The following is a 19,222-nucleotide window of genomic DNA, read 5'->3' as shown; positions in this document are numbered from 1 at the left end:
TGCTGGCGCTGATCGTGGTCAAGGCCCTGGCCGAGAGCCCGTGGGGGATCTTCACGGTGATGGCGACCATCCCGATCGCGATGTTCATGGGCATCTACATGCGCTACATCCGCCCGGGCCGCATCGGTGAAATCTCGATCATCGGCGTGCTGTTGCTGCTGGGCTCGATCTGGCTGGGCGGGCAGATCGCTGCCGACCCGGTCTGGGCCAAGGCCTTCACCTTCACCGGGATCCAGATCACCTGGATGCTGATCGGCTACGGTTTTGTCGCGGCGGTACTGCCGGTGTGGCTGATCCTGGCGCCGCGGGACTACCTGTCCACCTTCCTCAAGATCGGCACCATCGTGGCGCTGGCGATCGGCATCCTGGTCACCATGCCCGAGCTGAAAATGCCGGCGCTGACCCAGTTCACCGACGGCACCGGGCCGGTGTGGAAGGGCGGTTTGTTCCCGTTCCTGTTCATCACCATCGCCTGCGGTGCGGTCTCGGGCTTCCATGCGCTGATCTCCTCGGGCACCACGCCCAAGCTGCTGGATAACGAAACCAACGCCCGCTACATCGGTTACGGCGGCATGCTGATGGAGTCCTTCGTGGCGATCATGGCCATGGTGGCGGCTTCGGTGATCGAGCCAGGCGTGTACTTCGCCATGAACAGCCCGGCGGCAATCGTCGGTGGTGACGTGGTGGCCGTGGCGCAGACGGTCAGCAGTTGGGGCTTTGCCATCACTCCCGAGGCGCTGCAAGCGGTGGCCAAGGACATCGGCGAAACCACCGTACTGGCCCGTGCCGGCGGTGCGCCGACCCTGGCGGTCGGGATCGCGCAGATCCTGCACTCGGTGCTGCCGGGTGAGAACACCATGGCGTTCTGGTACCACTTCGCGATCCTGTTCGAAGCGCTGTTCATCCTCACCGCCGTGGACGCCGGCACCCGTGCCGGGCGCTTCATGCTGCAGGACCTGCTCGGCTCGTTCGTGCCTTCGCTCAAGCGCACCGAATCCTGGCCGGCCAACCTGATCGCTACCGCCGGCTGCGTCGCACTGTGGGGTTACTTGCTGTACCAGGGCGTGATCGATCCGCTGGGTGGCATCAACACCTTGTGGCCACTGTTCGGCATCTCCAACCAGATGCTGGCCGGTATCGCCCTGATGCTCGCCACCGTGGTGCTGATCAAGATGAAGCGCCAGCGCTACGTCTGGGTCACGCTGCTGCCGGCGGCCTGGCTGCTGATCTGCACCACCACCGCGGGCTTGATCAAGCTGTTCGACGCCAACCCGGCGATCGGCTTCCTGGCCCTGGCGCGCAAATACAACGATGCCCTGGCCGCCGGCCAGATCCTGGCCCCGGCCAAGAGCATCGAGCAAATGCAGCACGTGGTGTTCAACGCCTACACCAACGCAACGCTGACGGTGTTGTTCCTGTTCGTGGTCTTCAGCATCCTGTTCTACGCGCTCAAGGTCGGCATCGCCGCCTGGGGCACGAAAGAACGCACGGACAAGGAAGCGCCATTCCAGGCCCTGCCGGACGCTTGATAGAGGATTGCAACGATGTTCAATGACTTGAGTCGCCTGGGTAAATACCTCGGTCAGGCCGCCCGCCTGATGGTCGGCATGCCTGACTACGACAACTACGTCGAGCACATGCAAACCAAGCACCCGGACAAGCCGATGATGGACTACGAGGCGTTCTTCCGTGAACGCCAGGAGGCCCGTTACGGCGGCAAGGGTGGGCCCAAGTGCTGTTGAATTGAGCTGAACCCAAACCCCATGTGGGAGCGGGCTTGCTCGCGAAGGCGTCGGGTCAGTCACCATAGATGTGGCTGACACACCGCCTTCGCGAGCAAGCTCGCTCCCACAGTTGTTTTGGGGTCTTCTCAAGATGTGCATACGCCACAAATCCCTTGTGGGAGCGAGCTTGCTCGCGATATCGGAGTGTCAGTTAATGATAATGTCAACTGATCCACCGCCATCGCGAGCAAGCTCGCTCCCACGAAACCGCTTCCCTTTCAGGCATCAAGGAGATTCAGTTTGTCCTCTCCCATCCCGGTCACCATCCTCAGCGGCTTCCTCGGCGCCGGCAAGACCACGCTGTTGCGCCATCTGCTCAAGGCCGAACACGGCTTGAAAATCGCTGTGATCGAGAACGAATTCAGCGATGCCGGTATCGACACCCAACTGCTGGGCGACGAGCCGGTGCAAGTCATGACCCTGGCCAACGGTTGCGTGTGTTGCACCATTCACACCGACCTGACCAAGGCCCTGTACCTGTTGCTCGAGCGGCTGGACAGCGGCGAGATCGCCTTCGATCGCCTGGTGATCGAATGCACCGGCCTGGCTGATCCAGCCCCGGTGGCGCAGACTTTTTTCATCGACGAGGACCTGCGCGAGCGTTATATCCTCGACGGCATCCTGACGTTGGTGGATGCCGCTCACGCCGACATCCACCTGACCCAGGCCATCGCCCAGGCCCAAGTCGGGTTCGCCGATCGCCTGCTGCTGAGCAAGACCGACCTGGTGGACGTAGCCCAGGTCCAGGCCCTTGGCGAACGCCTGACGCGCATCAACCGGCGGGCGCCGATCAGGGTGGTCGAACACGGCCAGATCGACCTGGCCGAGTTGCTCGACATTCGCGGCTTCAATCTCAATGCGGACCTGGGTGCAGGGTTCAGCCTGCGACCGGTGGGCAAGGCCACCCCGGGCGATCGCATCAGCAGCCTGGTGCTGCGTACCGACAAGGCGCTGGATATCGACAAGCTCAGCGAGTTCATGAACCAGTTGCTGGAAGAGCACGGCAAGCAATTGCTGCGCTACAAAGGCGTGCTGAACATCGCGGGCGAACCCCGTCGACTGGTGTTCCAAGGCGTGCTCAAGCTGTACGGTTTCGATTGGGACACCGAATGGGCACCCGGCGAAGCCCGGGAAAGCGTGATCGTGTTCATCGCCGACGAACTGCCCGAAGAGAAGATCCGCGCCGGCTTCGACGCCGCGCTACGTTGACGACGCTTTGCCTGCGACCATCAAAAGTGTGCAGCTAAAAAGCTTCTCGTGGCGAGGGAGCTTGCTCCCGCTGGGGGGCGTAGCCGCCCTCGCTTTTTGGCGGTTGCTGCGTAACCGAGCGGGAGCAAGCTCCCTCGCCACAACAGCTATTTGATCAGCAGTTTTTGTTCCAGATGGTCCAGGTGCTCATCCATCAGCCGCACGGCTTCGTTGACGTTGCGACCTTCCACGGCGTCGACGATCGCCAGGTGTTCCTGCCAGGCGCAATGTCGGCGCGACTTGACCTCGTGTCGTGCCAAGGCCAACGAGGTCAACGGCACCAGGCTGCCGAGGAATTGCATCAACGGCGCGTTGCCGGCCATGGCGGCCAGTTGCAGATGAAACTCGCCGGACAGGCGTATCGCCGGGCCACGCTCGCCGCGGTCCAGGCAGTGCTGCTCCTGTTCCACCAGACTCCGAAGACGTCGTAGATCCTGCGGTTGCGGTGCCTTGCAAGCCAGGCGCACCAGGGTCTGCTCGGCCAGGCGGCGAGCATGGAGGATCTGCCGGGTCTGTTCCAGATCCGGTGCGGCGACTTGTGGTCGGTGGTTGGGCCGCAATATCACCACTTGCTGGTGCGACAGGCGCGCCAGGACGCGACGAATGATGCTGCGGCTGACACCGAACACGTCCCCCAGGCTTTCCTCGGTGAAGCGGCTGGCCGGGGCAATGCGTTGTTCGAGGATGGCGTCGAAGATCCGCGGGTAGATATCGTCCACCGACGGTTTGCCGATCCGGCCGGGCAGGGGCAGGGCGGCGAGCACATTGCGGTTATGTTGATGGGAAACGAGAGTGTTCATGGCGGTCTCCGCAGGCCTAGGCTCAAGTGCCGAGGTTGTCGTCCGGAATATTCAATTCGATGCCCATGCGCTGGCCTTCCCGGAGAATGTGCCGGCGCATTTCGGCGCTGGCCTGGGCACTGTTCTTGCCACGGATGGCACGGACCACGGCTTCGTTTTCTTCCAGGCGTTCGGCCAGGTGCTCAGGCGAGTTGCGCAACACATCGGCGCTTTGCTTGAGGGCGTTGCTGGTCTGCTGGACCACGTTCTGGAAGATCGGGTTGGACGTCAGGGCAAACAACTCTTCATGGAAGGCGATGTAGGCGTTGGCGCAGGCGTCGCTGTCGTTGGCTTCCAGGGCTTCGCGCATGTCCATGAGGGTCAGGCGCAACTGGCCGACTTCCTTGCTGCTGATGGACTGGGCCACGAGGCCGACGATGAAGGGTTCCAGGGTGTAGCGCAGTTGCAGCAGGTCTTCCAGGCTGGCGCCGGCCATGGCGCTGCCTTCACTGGCGGCATCGCCGGGATTGGCCTCCAGCACCACGACGCCTTTGCCGGGCATCGAGCGCACCAGGCCCAGGGTCTCCAGGACGATCACCGCTTCACGCAGGCTGGGCCGGCTGATGCCCAGTTGCTCGGCCAGTTCACGCTGGCCGGGCAGCATGTCGCCCGAGCGCCACTGGCCCCGGGCGAGGGCGGCACGGAGTTTCTCCACCACGGAATTGACGACGGTCGATGAGCTGATCACATGTGACTCCTTGGAAATCAATCAGGCGATGCCGGTTCGCGGGCCGGCATCGCCGTCTTTCAAAATTGCTGGTGATGGGCGCTGCCCACCGGTTTTCTGGGTTGGAAGGTATAGCCTTGTTGGCCGGACAGCACCTTGCGCGCCCGAGGGACATCAATGTCTTTCTCCCAGCGGGCAATCGCCACGGTGGCCACGCAGTTGCCAATCAGGTTGGTCAGGGCCCGGCCAATGCCCATGAACCAGTCCACGGCCAACACCAGCACCAGGCCCACCACTGGGATCGCCGGGATCGCGGTCAGCGTCGCCGCCAGGATCACCAGCGCTGAGCCGGGAATCCCGTGGGCGCCCTTGGAGGTGATCAGCGACACCAGCAGGATGGTCAACAGATCGCTCAGGGCCAGGGGCGTACCGGTGGCATTGGCGATGAAGACAATCGCCAGGGTCAGGTAGATCGAAAAACCATCCAGGTTGAACGAGTAGCCGGTTGGAATGACCAGGCCCACGGTGGAGCTGCCGATCCCCAGGTGTTCGAGCTTGCGCATGATCTGCGGCAGCACGGCATCGGACGAAGCGGTGCCGAGGACGATCAGCAACTCTTCGCGCAGGTATTTGAGAAATGGCAGCATCGGCAGGCCCGATGCACGCATCACCAGACCGAGGATCACGGTGACAAAAGCGATGCACGTCAGGTAGAACAGGCCGACGAGGCTACCCAGGTGCTGCAGCGAGTCCAGGCCGTATTTGCTGGTGGTGAAGGCTATGGCGCCGAACACACCGATGGGGGCCAGGCGCACGATCATGCCCATGATGCGGAAGATCACGTGGCTGAGTTCGTTGATCAGCCGGGAAATGCCGGAAGCGGCGTCACCGACGAGGTTCAACGCACTGCCAAACAGCACGGCGAACAACAGCACCTGCAGGATGTTGTTTTCCGCGAACGCCCCGATCACCGACGTCGGGATCAGGTTCATCAAAAACTGGGTGGTGGTGACCAGATGCTGGCCGCGCTGGGCGATATCGTTCACGTCCGTGCTGGAGAGCTGCTCCAGGTGGATGTTCGCGCCGCTGCCAATGCCGGTGCTGAAAGCTAGGACCAGGCCGATGACCAGGGCGATGGTGGTGAGCACTTCGAAGTAGATGACCGACTTGAGGCCGATGCGCCCGACCTTCTTGAGATCACCGGCGCCGGAGATGCCGCTGACCACCACGCAGAACACGATCAGGCCGATGAGCATCTTGATCAGCTTGATAAAGCCGTCGCCGAGGGGTTTGAGCTGTGCAGAGTATTCGGGAAGGGTAAGCCCACAGACGATGCCGAGCACCAATCCGAGGACAACTTGAAGGAAGATCGACCGCGAGCACCATTTGAGCATGGGAGGGATTCCTGGTTCGGTGTCCTTGTTCGCCAAGCGTGCTGGCGTCAGGACTTCATTATTGTGGTCTTACCGGTTTGTCCAGTGCAGGCGCAGTCTAGGCGCTGTTTTCGCGGGTATGCAAGCCCGATGGTGATGATTTGGCTTGACCGGTCTTACCAGTTGCGATGAAAGCCCTGTGCTTGAGCCATTTCCAGGTTGGAAAAATTTTGCCGCCAGATGCCTAAGCGAATAACGAGGCGATACACAAGACTGTGGCAAGGGAGCAAGCTCCCTCGCCACAGGGGGATAATGAGTCAGAGGATACTCAGAATGAACGTCGCTTTTGACTGTTCTTCCGTCTCGGCAAGATAGAGATAAGGCGAGCCGCGCAGTCTTAATCCTCCTACATGTTTTTTATTGGCGGTCATGAGCGAAATACGAGTGTGACCGGGCTTGATGTTTTTCGGCGTGATGACATTCTGTTTAAAGTCAAGAAGGGTAAAAAGTGTCGGTTTTTTAGTATTGACATCCTTTGCGCCAAGTATTTCAAACCAGCTTTTGCTGATTAACTTGTTGTAGTAATCGCCGGTGTTTTTTATGGTCAGTAGATAACCGCCCGCTGTATGCCGGAAGTGCAGCCGCAAGGGCTCACCGCGCGTCCTCGGCTCTTCGGCACGCATGCCAAGCAGGTGAGAGTGATCCTGAGTCTGGGGTTTGCCGGTGTAAAAACCACCGCTGAAAGCACTGACGGTCGCCAGCGCGGGTTTGCCGTGCAGCCTGTCCAGTAGATTGACGTGAGCGCTGAACATATCAAGGGTTGCATGAAAGGAATGTTCACTGTCCATGTGAATATTGACTCCTGAAGTGAGTGATAAAGTTAAAAGTGGAACGAGCCGGATCTTATTGATTTATTAATCGCTTGGGGGATTGCCTGTATTTCAGGACGTTAAAGGTAGCCTGGCGTTAGTTGTTTGATCGTGTCTTTTATACGCCAACAAAAAAGGCCCGCATCTTTCGATGCGGGCCTTTTTGGCTACGCGTTGTCGAGCTGATTAAGCGCCGTATACCGGCAGCTTCTTGCAGATAGCCTTGACCTTTTCACGCACGGCGTCGATGACCGCTTCGTTGTTCAGGTCCGCCAGGATGTCGCAGATCCAGCCGGCCAGTTCCTTGCACTCGGCTTCCTTGAAGCCACGGGTGGTCACGGCCGGGGTGCCGAAGCGCAGGCCCGAAGTGACGAACGGCGAGCGTGGGTCGTTGGGCACCGAGTTCTTGTTGACGGTGATGAACGCCTTGCCCAGCGCCGCGTCGGCGTCTTTGCCGGAGATCTCCTGCTTGATCAGCGAGAGCAGGAACAGGTGGTTTTCAGTGCCGCCGGACACTACGTCGAAACCGCGCTCGATGAACACGCCGGCCATGGCCTTGGCGTTCTTCACCACTTGTTGCTGGTAAGCCTTGAACTCAGGCTGCAGGGCTTCCTTGAAGCAGATCGCCTTGGCAGCGATCACATGCTCCAGCGGGCCACCCTGGGCGCCCGGGAAGACCGCGGAGTTCAGCTTCTTCTCGATGTCGGCATTGGCGCGTGCCAGGATCAGGCCGCCACGTGGACCGCGCAGGGTCTTGTGGGTGGTGGTGGTGACGACGTCGGCGAACGGCACCGGGTTCGGGTAGACGCCTGCGGCAACCAGGCCGGCAACGTGGGCCATGTCGACGAACAGGTAGGCACCGACCTTGTCGGCGATTGCGCGGAAACGCGGGAAATCGAGGACTTGGGAGTAGGCGGAGAAACCGGCCACGATCATTTTCGGCTTGTGCTCGAGGGCCAGGCGCTCGACTTCGTCGTAATCGATCAGGCCGTTGCCGTCGATGCCGTACTGGACGGCGTTGTACAGCTTGCCGGAGGAGGAAACGCTGGCGCCGTGGGTCAGGTGACCGCCGTGGGCCAGGCTCATGCCCAGGATGGTGTCACCGGCCGACAGCAGCGCCAGGTACACGGCGGCGTTGGCTTGGGAACCTGCGTGTGGCTGGACGTTGGCGTAATCGGCGCCGAACAGTTGCTTGGCGCGGTCGATGGCCAGTTGCTCGACCACGTCGACGTACTCGCAACCACCGTAGTAGCGCTTGCCCGGGTAACCTTCGGCGTACTTGTTGGTCAGTACCGAGCCTTGAGCTTCCATCACCGCGGGGCTGGTGTAGTTTTCCGAAGCGATCAGCTCAATGTGCTCTTCCTGGCGCTGAGCTTCTTGCTCCATGGCGGCAAAGAGATCGGCGTCGTACTTGGCAATAGTCAAATCACGGCTGAACATGGCGGTCCTCAAGGATCGGGGCAGAAAAGGGGGGCATTCTACCTCAACCGGTTTTGGAAGGCATATGAAAGGGCGTCATGTCTTGGACGAATGGGTTTCATGGACAATTCTGTGTCGACCTGACTGGCCCCATCGCAAGCAAGCTCGCTCCCACAGGTTTTGTGTACGCAGGTCAGTGTGGGAGCGAGCTTGCTCGCGATGGGGCCAGTCCAGGCAGCAGAGATTTCAGTCGAGCATGAACAACGCATCATTGCTGAACTGCGCTTCGAACCGATTGGCCGGCATCGGCCGGCCGAACAGGTAACCCTGGACTTCGTCGCAGCCGTGTTCGCGCAGGAAGTCCAGCTGCTCGTGGGTTTCAACACCTTCAGCGATCACCGCCAGGTTGAGGCTGTGAGCCATGGCGATGATCGCCCGGGCGATTTGCGCATCCTGCTCGCCGGACGGCAGGCCGTCGACGAAGGTGCGGTCGATCTTCAGCACGTCGATGGGGAATTGCTTGAGGTAATTGAGCGATGAATAACCGGTGCCGAAGTCATCGACGGCAATGCTCAGGCCCAGGTTCTTCAATCCGGCGAGGATCTGCATCGCCTCGCTGACTTCGCGCATCAGGATACTTTCCGTCAGTTCCAGCTCCAGGCAGGCCGGCGGCAGGCCGGTACTGCGCAGGATGTTGGCGATGCGTGTGCCCAACTGGCCGTCGGAGAACTGCCGGGCGGAAATGTTGACCGAGACCTTCGGCACCCGGACCTTGGCCTGGTGCCAGGTCCTGAGTTGCCGGCAGGCTTCGGTAATGACCCAGTCGCCGACGTCCACCACCAGCCCGAGTTCTTCAAGGACCGGAATGAAGTCCCCCGGCGGTACCAACCCGCGTCGCGGATGGCGCCATCGCAGCAGGGCCTCGGCGCCGGTCAGGCGTTTGCCGTCGCCGCTGAACTGCGGTTGGTAATACAGCACGAACTCGTTCTGCTCCAAGGCATGGCGCAGGTCGCTTTCCAGTTCCAGACGTTCCAGGGCGCTGGCGTTCATGTCGGCCTGATAGAACTGGAAGTTGTTCTTGCCACGCTCCTTGGCGTGATACATGGCCGTGTCGGCGTTCTTCATCAACTGGCTCAGTTCATTGCCGTCCTGGGGGCTCAGGGCGATACCGATACTGGCGGTGACGAAGAACTCGCGACCTTCGAGCACGAATGGCCGGACCAGGCTGGCGAGGATCTGCTCGGCCACGGCGATGGCCCGGTTCAGTGCCATTTCACGGCTGGCGCGCGGTTGCAGCAACAGGGTGAATTCGTCGCCGCCCATGCGCGCCACGGTGTCGTCATCAGCGACACAGCCGAGCAGGCGCGTGGCCATTTCCTTGAGCATCCGGTCGCCGGCGGCATGGCCGAGGGAGTCATTGATCGGCTTGAAGCGGTCGAGGTCGAGGAACATCAGCACGACCCAGGTCTTCTGCCGCTCGGCCGATTGCAGCGCGGTGTGCAGGCGATCCTGGAACAGCGTGCGGTTGGGCAGGTGGGTCAGGGCGTCGTAATAGGCCAGGCGATGGATGCGCTGCTCACTGGCCTTGCGCTCGCTGATGTCGCTGAAGAAGCACACATAGCTGGCCAGGTCGCCCTCGTCGTCCAGCACCGCGGTGATGCCGACCCAGGCCGGATAGTGTTCGCCATTGCGGCGCTTGAGCCAGACTTCGCCTTCCCAGGTGCTGTGCTGTTGCAACTGCTTGAGCACGTAGCGCAGGTGCGCCTCCTGCTGGTCGTCCACGGTCAGCATGTTGGGCAACTGGTCCAGTACCTGCGACACGGCATAACCGCTGACGCGACTGAACGCTTCGTTGGCCTGGACAATGTAGCCGGCTGGGTCGGTGATCAGGATCGCCGAGGTCGAATGCTCGAAGACCGTGGCGGCCATGCGCAGGTCTTTTTCGGCGCGACGTTGCTGGCTGATGTCGCGGCCCACACCCAGCACGCCTTCGAACGCGCCGTGTTCATCCCACACCAGCACCAGCCGCAGCTCGATGGGAATCTTGCGCCCGTCGGCACGCAGGCAGTCGAACAGGAACAGTTGGGTCTGCATCTGGTTGCGCAGCTCGGCCAGTTGTCCGGGCTTGTCGAGGGCTTTGCTGACGCGGTCCATCAGGCTGTAGATGCCGGTCAGTTGTTGCGGATTGGCGATGATCGATTGCCAGCCGTTCTGGAAAATCCAGTCGGCGGTGTAGCCCAGCACCGCTTGCACCGACGGGCTGACATAGTTGAGCGAAAGCTTGCTGTCGGTGGAGAAAATCACGTCGCTGATGCTTTCGGCGAGCATCCGGTAGCGTTGCTCGCTGTCGCGAAGGGATTCGCTGGCCTCGATCTGTTCGGTGACGTCCTTGGCCACGCCGATGATCCGGGTCACCTGGTTATGCCGATCCCGGGCCAGGGCCTGTTCGCGGATGTCGAAGCAGCGCCACTTGCCATTGCGGTGACGAAAGCGCAGTTGGCATTGCAACAGCTGCGTATAGCCGCCCCGTCGTTGTTCCTGGCGCAGGTTGTGGTAATGATCGGCGTCGTCGCTGTGCAGCAGGATTTCCCAGAAGTACTCGCCCATCTGGTGCAGTTCGGTACGGTCGTAGCCCAGGGTCTGGCCCAGGTGATGGTTGCTGAAGATCATCCGCTGGCTGATGACGTCCTGCACATAGAGATGGTCCGGCACGGTACGCACCACGTCGGACCAGAACCCTTCGCGTTCGAGCAGCGAGAGCTCGATCAGCTTGCGGCTGGTGATGTCGCTGATGCTCAGGATGACGGCGTTACAGTCGTGCTGTTTTTCCGGCAGGCGCAGCACCAGCCATAGATGCTGATCGCGGCCATGGGCGTCCTGGAGCTTGATCTCCAGTTCCAGTTGCTTGTGTTGGTCGAGCAGCGCTTCGAGCAGCTTCGAGCCGACGGGATTGTTGTCCTGCGCCCCCTTGCCGACCAGCAACTGCCAAGCCTGATCGCAGGAGTCGACGTTGAGCAGTTTCAACGCCATCTGGTTGACTTCGGTGACGTGGACTTCCTGGCGCAATTGTTCGAGTTGGTGAGTGGTTTGCAGCCAGGTGCGCAGTTGATCGCCAGTGTGCAGGCCGGCTCGCTCGAAAAAGGCCTTGAGCCCCGATAGGTCAAGCACGCACAGGGCCACGCCGGTGCCTTCGAAAATATCCTGGTAACGTCGCCGCCCCTCGTGCAACTGCCGCTGGCGCCGACGCATGTTCAACAGCGCGATCACGGGCAACAAGGAAAATGCCAAGCCCAGCAGGCATTTGCCGATGAAGGCCGGCAGCAGTTGCTCGATCACCTGGCGACGGTCGAACAACCCCCGCAGTTGCCAGTCGCTGCTGCTCAGGGGGACGGTCAGTACGGTGTTTTCCAGGTCATCCGGCGATAGATGGGCGGGGCTGATCGAGGGCAGGCTCTCGTCGCGGCTGATGATTTGCTGGTTGAGACGGTTCTCCACCAGCCACAGCGGGCGCAGCCCCACATCGGCCTGCTTGGTCAGGGTGGCGAAAAAGTTCGGAGTCAGGCGCAGGGCCCAATAGCCACGGCCGCTACCGCTGGCCTGGTGCAGCAATAGATGCACCACGGAGCCGTCTTCGGCATTGCTGAAATAGTGCGCCTGGGCCCGGCTGCGTCGAACCAGTTCGCCCAGGTAGTCGGCGTCGTGGCTGTTGGCATCACTGTCACTGAGCACCCGGCCGGAAGGGCTCAGCAGTGCCAGGCTGCGCAGTTCGGGGAGCGATTGCTGGAGTTTGCGAACCAGGGCCTGCTGCTCGTCGGCCGTTTGCGGTTGTTCGACGATCGGTAGCAGGTTGAGGGCGATTTGCGCGTTCAGGGCCATGTTCAGGCTGACCTGCGCGGCGAGATCGGCGGTGTAATCGATGGTGTATTGGCGCTGTTGCTGTTGGGTTTCGCGCAGTTGGTCGAGCAGTTGCCAGAACAGCAAGCCGAGCAATAGCAGCACCAGCGTGGCCAGCGCGCCCTTCAATGTCCCGCGCAGGGGCGAGCCGGGCACGACAGCGGGTGCACGATTGGACAGGGGCGAAGTGGCGTTGGACAAGCTGTAATCCTGCGTTTTGCTGGACTGGCGCGACGTGCACTATAAGCCGGACGCCCGAAGGGCGGCTAGCATGCCTTGACTTGTGGCAAAGTGCCAGCCCCTGGCGGCTGGACCTTGACCGACGGTTGAGGTAGCTTTGCCGGTCAAACAAGAGCGTTCCAGCTCCAGATTCCCAGGCTCTATCGGCCCGCAGGCATTGATAAACATCAACTGCCCGCGCCGCGCATGGCCTGGCTCGTTCTTTTCACCTGTCACTGACGCTAGGTTCACCATGGCTCAATACGTCTTCACCATGCATCGGCTGAGCAAAGTTGTTCCGCCGAAGCGGGAAATCCTGAAAAACATTTCGCTGTCCTTCTTCCCTGGCGCCAAGATCGGCGTACTGGGCCTCAACGGTTCGGGTAAGTCCACGCTGCTGAAAATCATGGCCGGCGTCGATAACGAATTCGACGGCGAAGCCCGTCCAATGCCGGACCTGAACATCGGCTACCTGCCGCAAGAGCCACAGCTGGACCCGAGCAAGACCGTCCGTGAAGTGGTCGAGGAAGCGGTCAGCGTGATCAAGGACGCCCAGGCGCGCCTGGACGAGGTCTACGCCGCCTACGCCGACCCGGATGCCGACTTCGACAAGCTGGCTGCCGAACAGGCCAAGCTCGAGGCGATCCTGCAGGCCAGCGACGGCCACAACCTCGACCGCCAGCTGGAAGTCGCCGCCGATGCGCTGCGCCTGCCGGCCTGGGACGCGAAGGTCGAACACCTCTCTGGTGGTGAGAAGCGCCGCGTGGCCTTGTGCCGCCTGCTGCTGTCGGCCCCGGACATGCTGCTGCTCGACGAACCGACCAACCACCTGGACGCCGATTCCGTTGCCTGGCTCGAGCATTTCCTGCACGACTTCCCTGGCACCGTGGTAGCGATCACGCACGACCGTTACTTCCTGGACAACGTCGCCGGCTGGATCCTGGAACTCGACCGCGGCGCGGGCATTCCGTACGAGGGCAACTATTCGGGATGGCTGGAAGCCAAGTCCGATCGTCTGGCCCAGGAATCCAAGCAGCAGTCGGCCCATGAAAAAGCCATGAAGGAAGAACTGGAGTGGGTGCGCAAAGGCGCCAAGGCCCGCCAGTCCAAATCCAAGGCACGTCTGCAACGCTTCGAGGAAATGCAATCCCAGGAATTCCAGAAGCGCAGCGAAACCAACGAGATCTACATCCCGGCCGGTCCGCGCCTGGGTGACAAGGTCATCGAGTTCAAGAACGTCACCAAGGGTTATGGCGACCGCGTGCTGATCGACAACCTGTCGTTCTCCATGCCAAAAGGCGCCATTGTTGGTGTGATCGGTGGTAACGGTGCCGGTAAGTCCACGCTGTTCCGCATGCTGATGGGCAAGGAAACCCCGGATTCGGGCAGCATCGAAATCGGTGAGACCGTGCAACTGGCTTGCGTCGACCAGAGCCGCGAAGACCTGGACGGCAGCAAGACCGTGTTCCAGCAGATTTCCGACGGTTCCGACCAGATCCGCATCGGCAACTATGAAATCCCGTCGCGCACTTATGTCGGTCGCTTCAACTTCAAGGGCGGCGACCAGCAAAAGTTCGTCAAGGACTTGTCCGGTGGTGAGCGCGGTCGCTTGCACCTGGCGTTGACCTTGAAGGAGGGCGGCAACGTCCTGCTGCTCGACGAACCGTCCAACGACCTCGACGTTGAAACCCTGCGTTCCCTGGAAGAAGCCTTGCTGGACTTCCCGGGCGCCGCCATTGTGATCTCCCACGATCGGTGGTTCCTTGACCGTGTGGCGACCCACATACTGGCGTACGAAGACGACTCGCAAGCGGTGTTCTTCGAAGGTAACTACACCGAGTACGAAGCCGATCGCAAGAAGCGCCTCGGCGAAGCCGCTGCCCAGCCGCATCGCGTACGGCACAAAAAGCTGGCCTGATTCGGTCGGTTGCACAAAAAAACGGAGCCTTCGAAGGCTCCGTTTTTTTATGGACACAATTCCCGTTGTGGGAGCGAGCTTGCTCGCGATGGCGGTGGATCAGCTAGCAGAGATGTTGAATGTGAAGCCGTCATCGCGAGCAAGCTCGCTCCCACCCCCACAGGGTATTGCCTTCATCACAGGTATTGTTAGCTTGCTTTAGGCGGGCACTGCGAAATCGAGCGTGAGTATGTTGGGGATCGTTGGATCGATCTCATACAGCAAGGCGTAGCCTGCGCCCGTAATACCCGTCAGCAGGCTGACGTCGGGAACCCGATCGCTGTCGAGAAAGGGCCCATCGAAAAACTTCCGGGCGACTTCGCCAAGCGCCTGTTTGACCCTGTCGATCCCCTCGGGATTATTCGAGTGTCGATACCAGTCATACAGACAGATCAGGTTGCCGAAATCGCCATGGCACAGGTTATAGCCATCGCCCAAGCCGTGCCGCCAGAGATTGTGCTCACAGCGCTGTATATCGTCGAGCACCGTCTGCCGGGTCGTTTCGTCCAAGGCATCGCCCATCGACTTCATGAGTTGTTGCCTGGCGATGAGGATGCCGCCGTCGCCGTGGCACCACTTGGTAGCATGGTCCACCGGGCCCAGGTCCCTAAGGTCGAGCCAGAAACCTTCCCGGCTCAAGCGGTTTTCACCTTTCAGGATCTGCGTGGCCAAGGGCACCAACGCCCCATCACGGGTCACGTCATAGGCTTTGCACAAGGCATGGATGACGCCGGAGAGACCATGGGACAGGCCCGTCAAAATGACGGAGCGGTCGTCGCGGCGCAGAAGCTGGCTGTCTTCAACCAGGACTTGGTCTTTTATGTAGTCGACCATGCGCCGAATGGCCGGCAGCACATCCGCTTGTCCAGTTAACGCATGGATATTGGCCAACAGCGTCACCGCCCCACAACAACCGCCCAGGAAGTCGAAGTCATAGTTTTCAGGCGGTACTTCAATCAGTTGGCTCAGCAGACTGGCAATTTTCTTATCGTGCTTCGGATCGCCTGTGATCTGGCGGCGGTTGATCAGCAGATAAAGATAAGCCCCCAGGCCATGATAGGCACTGACGGTCAGGTCGGCTCTGAAGAAACCGAAATGTTGCTCCAGTGAGTCCAGAACCTGGTCCACGAGCGACAGCACGTGCGGTTTGCCGCTTACCTTGAACAGGCTCAGATAAAACAACCCAATCCCGGCGATACCGGAGTAAAGCCCGTGGTCCATCGGCGAAGGGTATTTTCGGTGAGTCGTGGGGTGCGTATGAAAAGCCAGCCAACTGACGTCCGTTGCCGTTCCGGTGAGCGCAAGCGCTTCGAGGCGGGAACTGATGCTCAGAATTCCATCGAGTCGATTTGCTGGGGCGGCTGTTTCAGGCGTGGCACGTGATAATGGCTGTCCATTGGGTTCTGGATACAAGCACATTTCCAGCAGCGTCAGTTGTAATGCCCTGTCGGCTTTGGACAGGTTGGCTATTTTTTTTAGACAGCTTTTTATGGGAGGTTGGATCTGCGTCATTTCGATGGTTTCACCTTGGGCGCTCATCAACTGATTGGCGCTGAGCGACAGGGTGAAACACGGAATACTGGCTCTTTGCAGATCGGCTATTTCATAACGCGGGATGCCCTTTTCCCGATAGGGTGCCTGCAAGTCCTGCCACAACGTTGCCAGCAGTAGTTCCCGGTCCAGCATGTTTTTCATGAAGCGTGGGTGACGGCTCAACCCGATAAAGTCAGCATAACGCTGAGAGTTTTTGAACAGTAAGCGAGTTGACAGTTCGCCGGCGGATTGCTCAAGCATCTGCATCATCGTTTGCCGATGGGTCATCAACGTGTCATAGGCGTATTCAAAGCCGTGGAACAATTCTGCTTTATAAGCCTCAGGTCCCTTGTGTTCGCCGTGCAAGAGCGGCAAATGCTTCTGCTCCGGAGCGTGTTCGAATTTGGTTTTGCGTAAGTGGTAAAAGCCCTCTTCGACAACCAGGGCATGACGGGTGGAGATAAACAGCTCCTGCCGAGTCAATCCGCTCTGGTCGTTATTGGCTTGTTGTGAGAAGGGCACAAAGCCGCTGGAACACACCGACTGCTGGACCCACTTGAAGGCATTGGACAGCGCACAATCGACAGGTAAGTCGAGTAGCAAGTCACTGGTGGATGCGGTGAACAAGCATTCGAGGTCAATCATGACCGGGCTGCTGCCACACGCGATGATATTTTCGTAATGAAAGTCGATACCGTTGAGTGCATGAATGACGGCGATCTGCGCGCCCATTTTTTTATAGAACAGCGCTACATCCGCTGCGCTGTCACAGGGCGTGTTGTCGATCTTTTCTACCCAGCTATGCCGCTCGCGGCTGAGAATTCCTGGCGCCTGAATGGCAAAACAATCCGCGCCTGTCCACTCATGGAGTTGGCCCAGAAGGTGATTGAAAAACAGTGCTTCGCGGCTGGCTCTTGGCTTGTAGACCAACGAGGTTGTGCGGAACTTGACCTGGCAGACCGTTTCACCGCGACCGTGGGGGTCACCCAGGCCGAACTCAATGGCGTCGATTTTCCGGGACGGGATCGAAAATGCCGTCTCCAGCGCCTCTATATCCTCGGCGAAGTCGAGAATGATCGCGTAAAGATAGTTGACGGTGTCTTCCAGCAACTCAAACAACAATGTCGCCAGCACGGGATAGGCTTCGAAGAAATCAAACAGCGGCAAGGTGCGCAGTTGTTCGCTGAACTCACCCAGGTCGATGTCGTCGCCGTCGGCAATCCGTGTATTCAGGTAATGGACCAGGCTTTGTTCTGACGTGCGTCCGACTCGGGCCAGGACGTAGCGCTCAAGACCTGCAAACAGTCCGGGTTCATTGATGTGCATCGAGGCTTTGTCATAGCGCCCATCCGCTTTGAACGTGTCGATGAGATAAAGAAACAAACGGTAGCCAAACCAATAAAAATTGTCGTTGCCGGTCGATGCCAGTGGGTCGACGTGAAGGCTGTCAAGCCGAGCGAGTTTTTCTTGCAAGGCCATCAAGGCGGTTTGACCGTCGGCAGGCAGGTGCCGATCATTGACGGGCTCCCTGGCATAGGCGGCCAGTTGCGCCCTGTCCAGCCCAAAGTGATTCAGCAAGGCCTGATCATCGTTATGCAGGCGGGTCAGGTTGTTTTCAAAAAGCGCGATGTCGTCGTCGGAAGAGAATCGGTACTGACCTCGCTGATTCATCTTCAAAGCATTAACAAGCATGGCGTTGCTCCAGACATGGATAGAGCAGGCGATGCCTGCTCTATGTTTATAGGTGTCGCCTGTTCTGATATTCAGTTGGCGGACTTAGCACCCAAGTGTCGAACATTCCATGTTGGTGCACGTCCCAAAGGTGTTGCATTCCAACGTAGTTGTCAGGATCGACGCCATGTTGTTCGCCGGCGCTTGATAAGCGTCGAATTCGCTATAGAAGTCCCCGGACATGTTCAGGATTTGTTCGCTCATGTTTGTTCCTCATCAGTTACCCCAAAACACGTACAGTGACCAGCGGTCTGCGGGTGCGAGTAAGCGCACCCGCACTGTAGGGTGTTAAGGGTGCTGTTTTCTAGGTGGGATTAGGATGTAGCAAAAACCTGTTGGGCAGGTCTACTTCGATGACAAAGGACTTAGCATAGAGTCGCGGTGCAGTTTATGGTGCCGCATTCGACAATGGTCAGCGCTGCTGATTCGATGCCACGGTCGATTACCTGTTGGTAGGCGTTGAAGTCGGTGTCGAAGTCACCGGACATGGCCAGTATTTGTTCGCTCATTGTTGCATCTCCTTTATTGTTACTGCGCACGGGTTTAAGTGCGGGGAAAACAGTAGCATGGTCCGGGATCAACACAAACTTGGCGTTATGAGCGCATGTTGCAGTTACATATAGCTACAGCAAGTAACAGGTTGTTATCGTGTCTGGAAGTCGGCGGCTTTAGTCATGTTTAAAGACACTGGCAACATCAGGGGAGATCTATTGCAATAACCTCGATGGCGAGTTTGCCCAGCGGTCTTTCCCATATCACTTCATCCCCCACTTTCGTCCCCAACAACGCCCGACCCAGCGGCGAGCCCCAGTTGATCAAACCACTGGCCGCATCGGCTTGATCCTCACCCACCAATTGCACCCGCTGTGGGTGATCGTGTTCATCGGCAAAGGTCACCCAGTGGCCGATTCGCACTTGATCGGACGAAATCGGCGCAACGACCTGGGCGCTTTGCAGGCGCTGTTTGAAATAGCGCAGATCCCGTTCAAGGTCGGCGACCCGCTGCTTGTCCGCCAGATCCCCTCGGGTCGCCTGCTGGCCGTGCAAGGCCTGCAACTCGGCGACCCGGGCTTGGAGCTGGGCAAGCCCGGTGGGTGTCACGTAATTGGGTTGCGCACTGACCTGGCGTTCGACCGGCTGGTCGGCCTGGGCAGCGGCGTTGTCTTCATTGACGAAGGCGCGACTCATGGCATTTGCTCCTCTCTTGGAGTTTGGTCCATGGTCGCAGGGTTTTGGTTTCGACGGATGTCTGTGGACGACTCACGGCGAGCGATAAGCCCGGGCGGCGTCCTGGTCTTTCTGTTGCTGCCAGGCCCGCTCACGTTCGTCCCAATGGCGTTCGCGATAAGCGTTGCGCTCTTCGCTCTCGCGCATGGCCTGGCACTGACGGAAGCCATCGCTCCAGCCTTCGGCGTAGCGTGGGTCCTTGAGGTAGCGCGGCACGTCTTTCCTGAACTGCCCGGTGATTACCCCGGCCGCTTGCCGGCCACTGCTGCAACCATCGTCGTAGCCGTCGGCGAACGCTGGTGGATAACCCCGGGCGATCAAGTCTTCGTGGGTGGTTTCACAGCCACCGAGCAACATCAACATACCCAGAACCACTGCCGCGCGTTTCATTTGTGCTTTCCTGCCGAATCCCGCCTATACAAGAAGTCTAGAAGTGGATTCGTCAGTAAGGCGTGAAAGCGC

Annotated in this window: 15 protein-coding genes; 4 read left to right on the top strand and 11 right to left on the bottom strand. The window is 59.7% G+C overall.

From position 1 onward, the window contains the following. The 3 genes from AD659_RS23110 to yjiA form a co-directional block, all read left to right on the top strand. Positions 1 to 1,529: carbon starvation CstA family protein (locus AD659_RS23110; protein ID WP_053125414.1), on the top strand; the 1,529-nt coding region annotated here is incomplete at its 5' end. A gap of 15 nt (positions 1,530 to 1,544) precedes the next feature. Beyond that, complete coding sequence (locus tag AD659_RS23105; protein ID WP_003182142.1) at positions 1,545 to 1,742, top strand: YbdD/YjiX family protein; 198 nt, start codon at positions 1,545 to 1,547, stop codon at positions 1,740 to 1,742. 282 nt (positions 1,743 to 2,024) lie between these two features. Next, complete coding sequence (yjiA, locus tag AD659_RS23100) at positions 2,025 to 2,993, top strand: GTPase (RefSeq protein WP_053125412.1); 969 nt, start codon at positions 2,025 to 2,027, stop codon at positions 2,991 to 2,993. Positions 2,994 to 3,139: 146 nt separating this feature from the next. Here yjiA and AD659_RS23095 read toward each other — a convergent pair whose 3' ends face one another. The 6 genes from AD659_RS23095 to AD659_RS23070 all read right to left on the bottom strand — a co-directional run bounded on the left by AD659_RS23095 (position 3,140) and on the right by AD659_RS23070 (position 12,294). After that, positions 3,140 to 3,832: a GntR family transcriptional regulator gene (locus AD659_RS23095; protein WP_053125410.1), complete on the bottom strand. Its 693-nt coding sequence runs from the start codon at positions 3,830 to 3,832 to the stop codon at positions 3,140 to 3,142. Between the two features lie 22 nt (positions 3,833 to 3,854). Continuing rightward, positions 3,855 to 4,559, bottom strand: a complete 705-nt coding sequence (locus AD659_RS23090; RefSeq protein WP_053125409.1) for a FadR/GntR family transcriptional regulator — start codon at positions 4,557 to 4,559, stop codon at positions 3,855 to 3,857. Positions 4,560 to 4,618: 59 nt separating this feature from the next. Next, a complete protein-coding gene (locus AD659_RS23085; RefSeq protein WP_053125406.1) occupies positions 4,619 to 5,932 on the bottom strand; it encodes a C4-dicarboxylate transporter DctA in 1,314 nt (437 codons plus the stop codon). A 296-nt stretch (positions 5,933 to 6,228) separates the two neighbouring features. Next, on the bottom strand, positions 6,229 to 6,759 hold the full coding sequence (locus AD659_RS23080; RefSeq protein ID WP_053125405.1) for a hypothetical protein: 531 nt from the start codon (positions 6,757 to 6,759) through the stop codon (positions 6,229 to 6,231). Between the two features lie 207 nt (positions 6,760 to 6,966). Continuing rightward, positions 6,967 to 8,220, bottom strand: a complete 1,254-nt coding sequence (gene glyA / locus AD659_RS23075) for a serine hydroxymethyltransferase (RefSeq protein WP_053125404.1) — start codon at positions 8,218 to 8,220, stop codon at positions 6,967 to 6,969. 225 nt (positions 8,221 to 8,445) lie between these two features. Beyond that, a complete protein-coding gene (locus tag AD659_RS23070) occupies positions 8,446 to 12,294 on the bottom strand; it encodes a sensor domain-containing protein (protein WP_053125403.1) in 3,849 nt (1,282 codons plus the stop codon). 271 nt (positions 12,295 to 12,565) lie between these two features. Here AD659_RS23070 and ettA point away from each other — a divergent pair, with 271 nt between their 5' ends. Next, complete coding sequence (ettA, locus tag AD659_RS23065) at positions 12,566 to 14,230, top strand: energy-dependent translational throttle protein EttA (RefSeq protein WP_018601028.1); 1,665 nt, start codon at positions 12,566 to 12,568, stop codon at positions 14,228 to 14,230. Between the two features lie 198 nt (positions 14,231 to 14,428). Here ettA and lanM read toward each other — a convergent pair whose 3' ends face one another. The 5 genes from lanM to AD659_RS23050 all read right to left on the bottom strand — a co-directional run bounded on the left by lanM (position 14,429) and on the right by AD659_RS23050 (position 19,150). After that, a complete protein-coding gene (gene lanM, locus AD659_RS23060; RefSeq protein ID WP_053125402.1) occupies positions 14,429 to 17,494 on the bottom strand; it encodes a type 2 lanthipeptide synthetase LanM in 3,066 nt (1,021 codons plus the stop codon). An 84-nt stretch (positions 17,495 to 17,578) separates the two neighbouring features. Further along, a complete protein-coding gene (locus AD659_RS30040) occupies positions 17,579 to 17,737 on the bottom strand; it encodes a hypothetical protein (RefSeq protein ID WP_167352846.1) in 159 nt (52 codons plus the stop codon). A 161-nt stretch (positions 17,738 to 17,898) separates the two neighbouring features. After that, positions 17,899 to 18,042: a hypothetical protein gene (locus AD659_RS30035; protein ID WP_167352845.1), complete on the bottom strand. Its 144-nt coding sequence runs from the start codon at positions 18,040 to 18,042 to the stop codon at positions 17,899 to 17,901. A 187-nt stretch (positions 18,043 to 18,229) separates the two neighbouring features. Further along, on the bottom strand, positions 18,230 to 18,721 hold the full coding sequence (locus AD659_RS23055) for a GreA/GreB family elongation factor (protein WP_053125401.1): 492 nt from the start codon (positions 18,719 to 18,721) through the stop codon (positions 18,230 to 18,232). A gap of 72 nt (positions 18,722 to 18,793) precedes the next feature. Next, positions 18,794 to 19,150: a putative periplasmic lipoprotein gene (locus tag AD659_RS23050; RefSeq protein ID WP_053125399.1), complete on the bottom strand. Its 357-nt coding sequence runs from the start codon at positions 19,148 to 19,150 to the stop codon at positions 18,794 to 18,796. Positions 19,151 to 19,222: the final 72 nt, after the last annotated feature.

The organism is Pseudomonas thivervalensis, assembly GCF_001269655.1.
GTDB lineage: Bacteria > Pseudomonadota > Gammaproteobacteria > Pseudomonadales > Pseudomonadaceae > Aquipseudomonas > Aquipseudomonas thivervalensis.
This window is presented reverse-complemented; position numbering and strand designations above follow the sequence as displayed.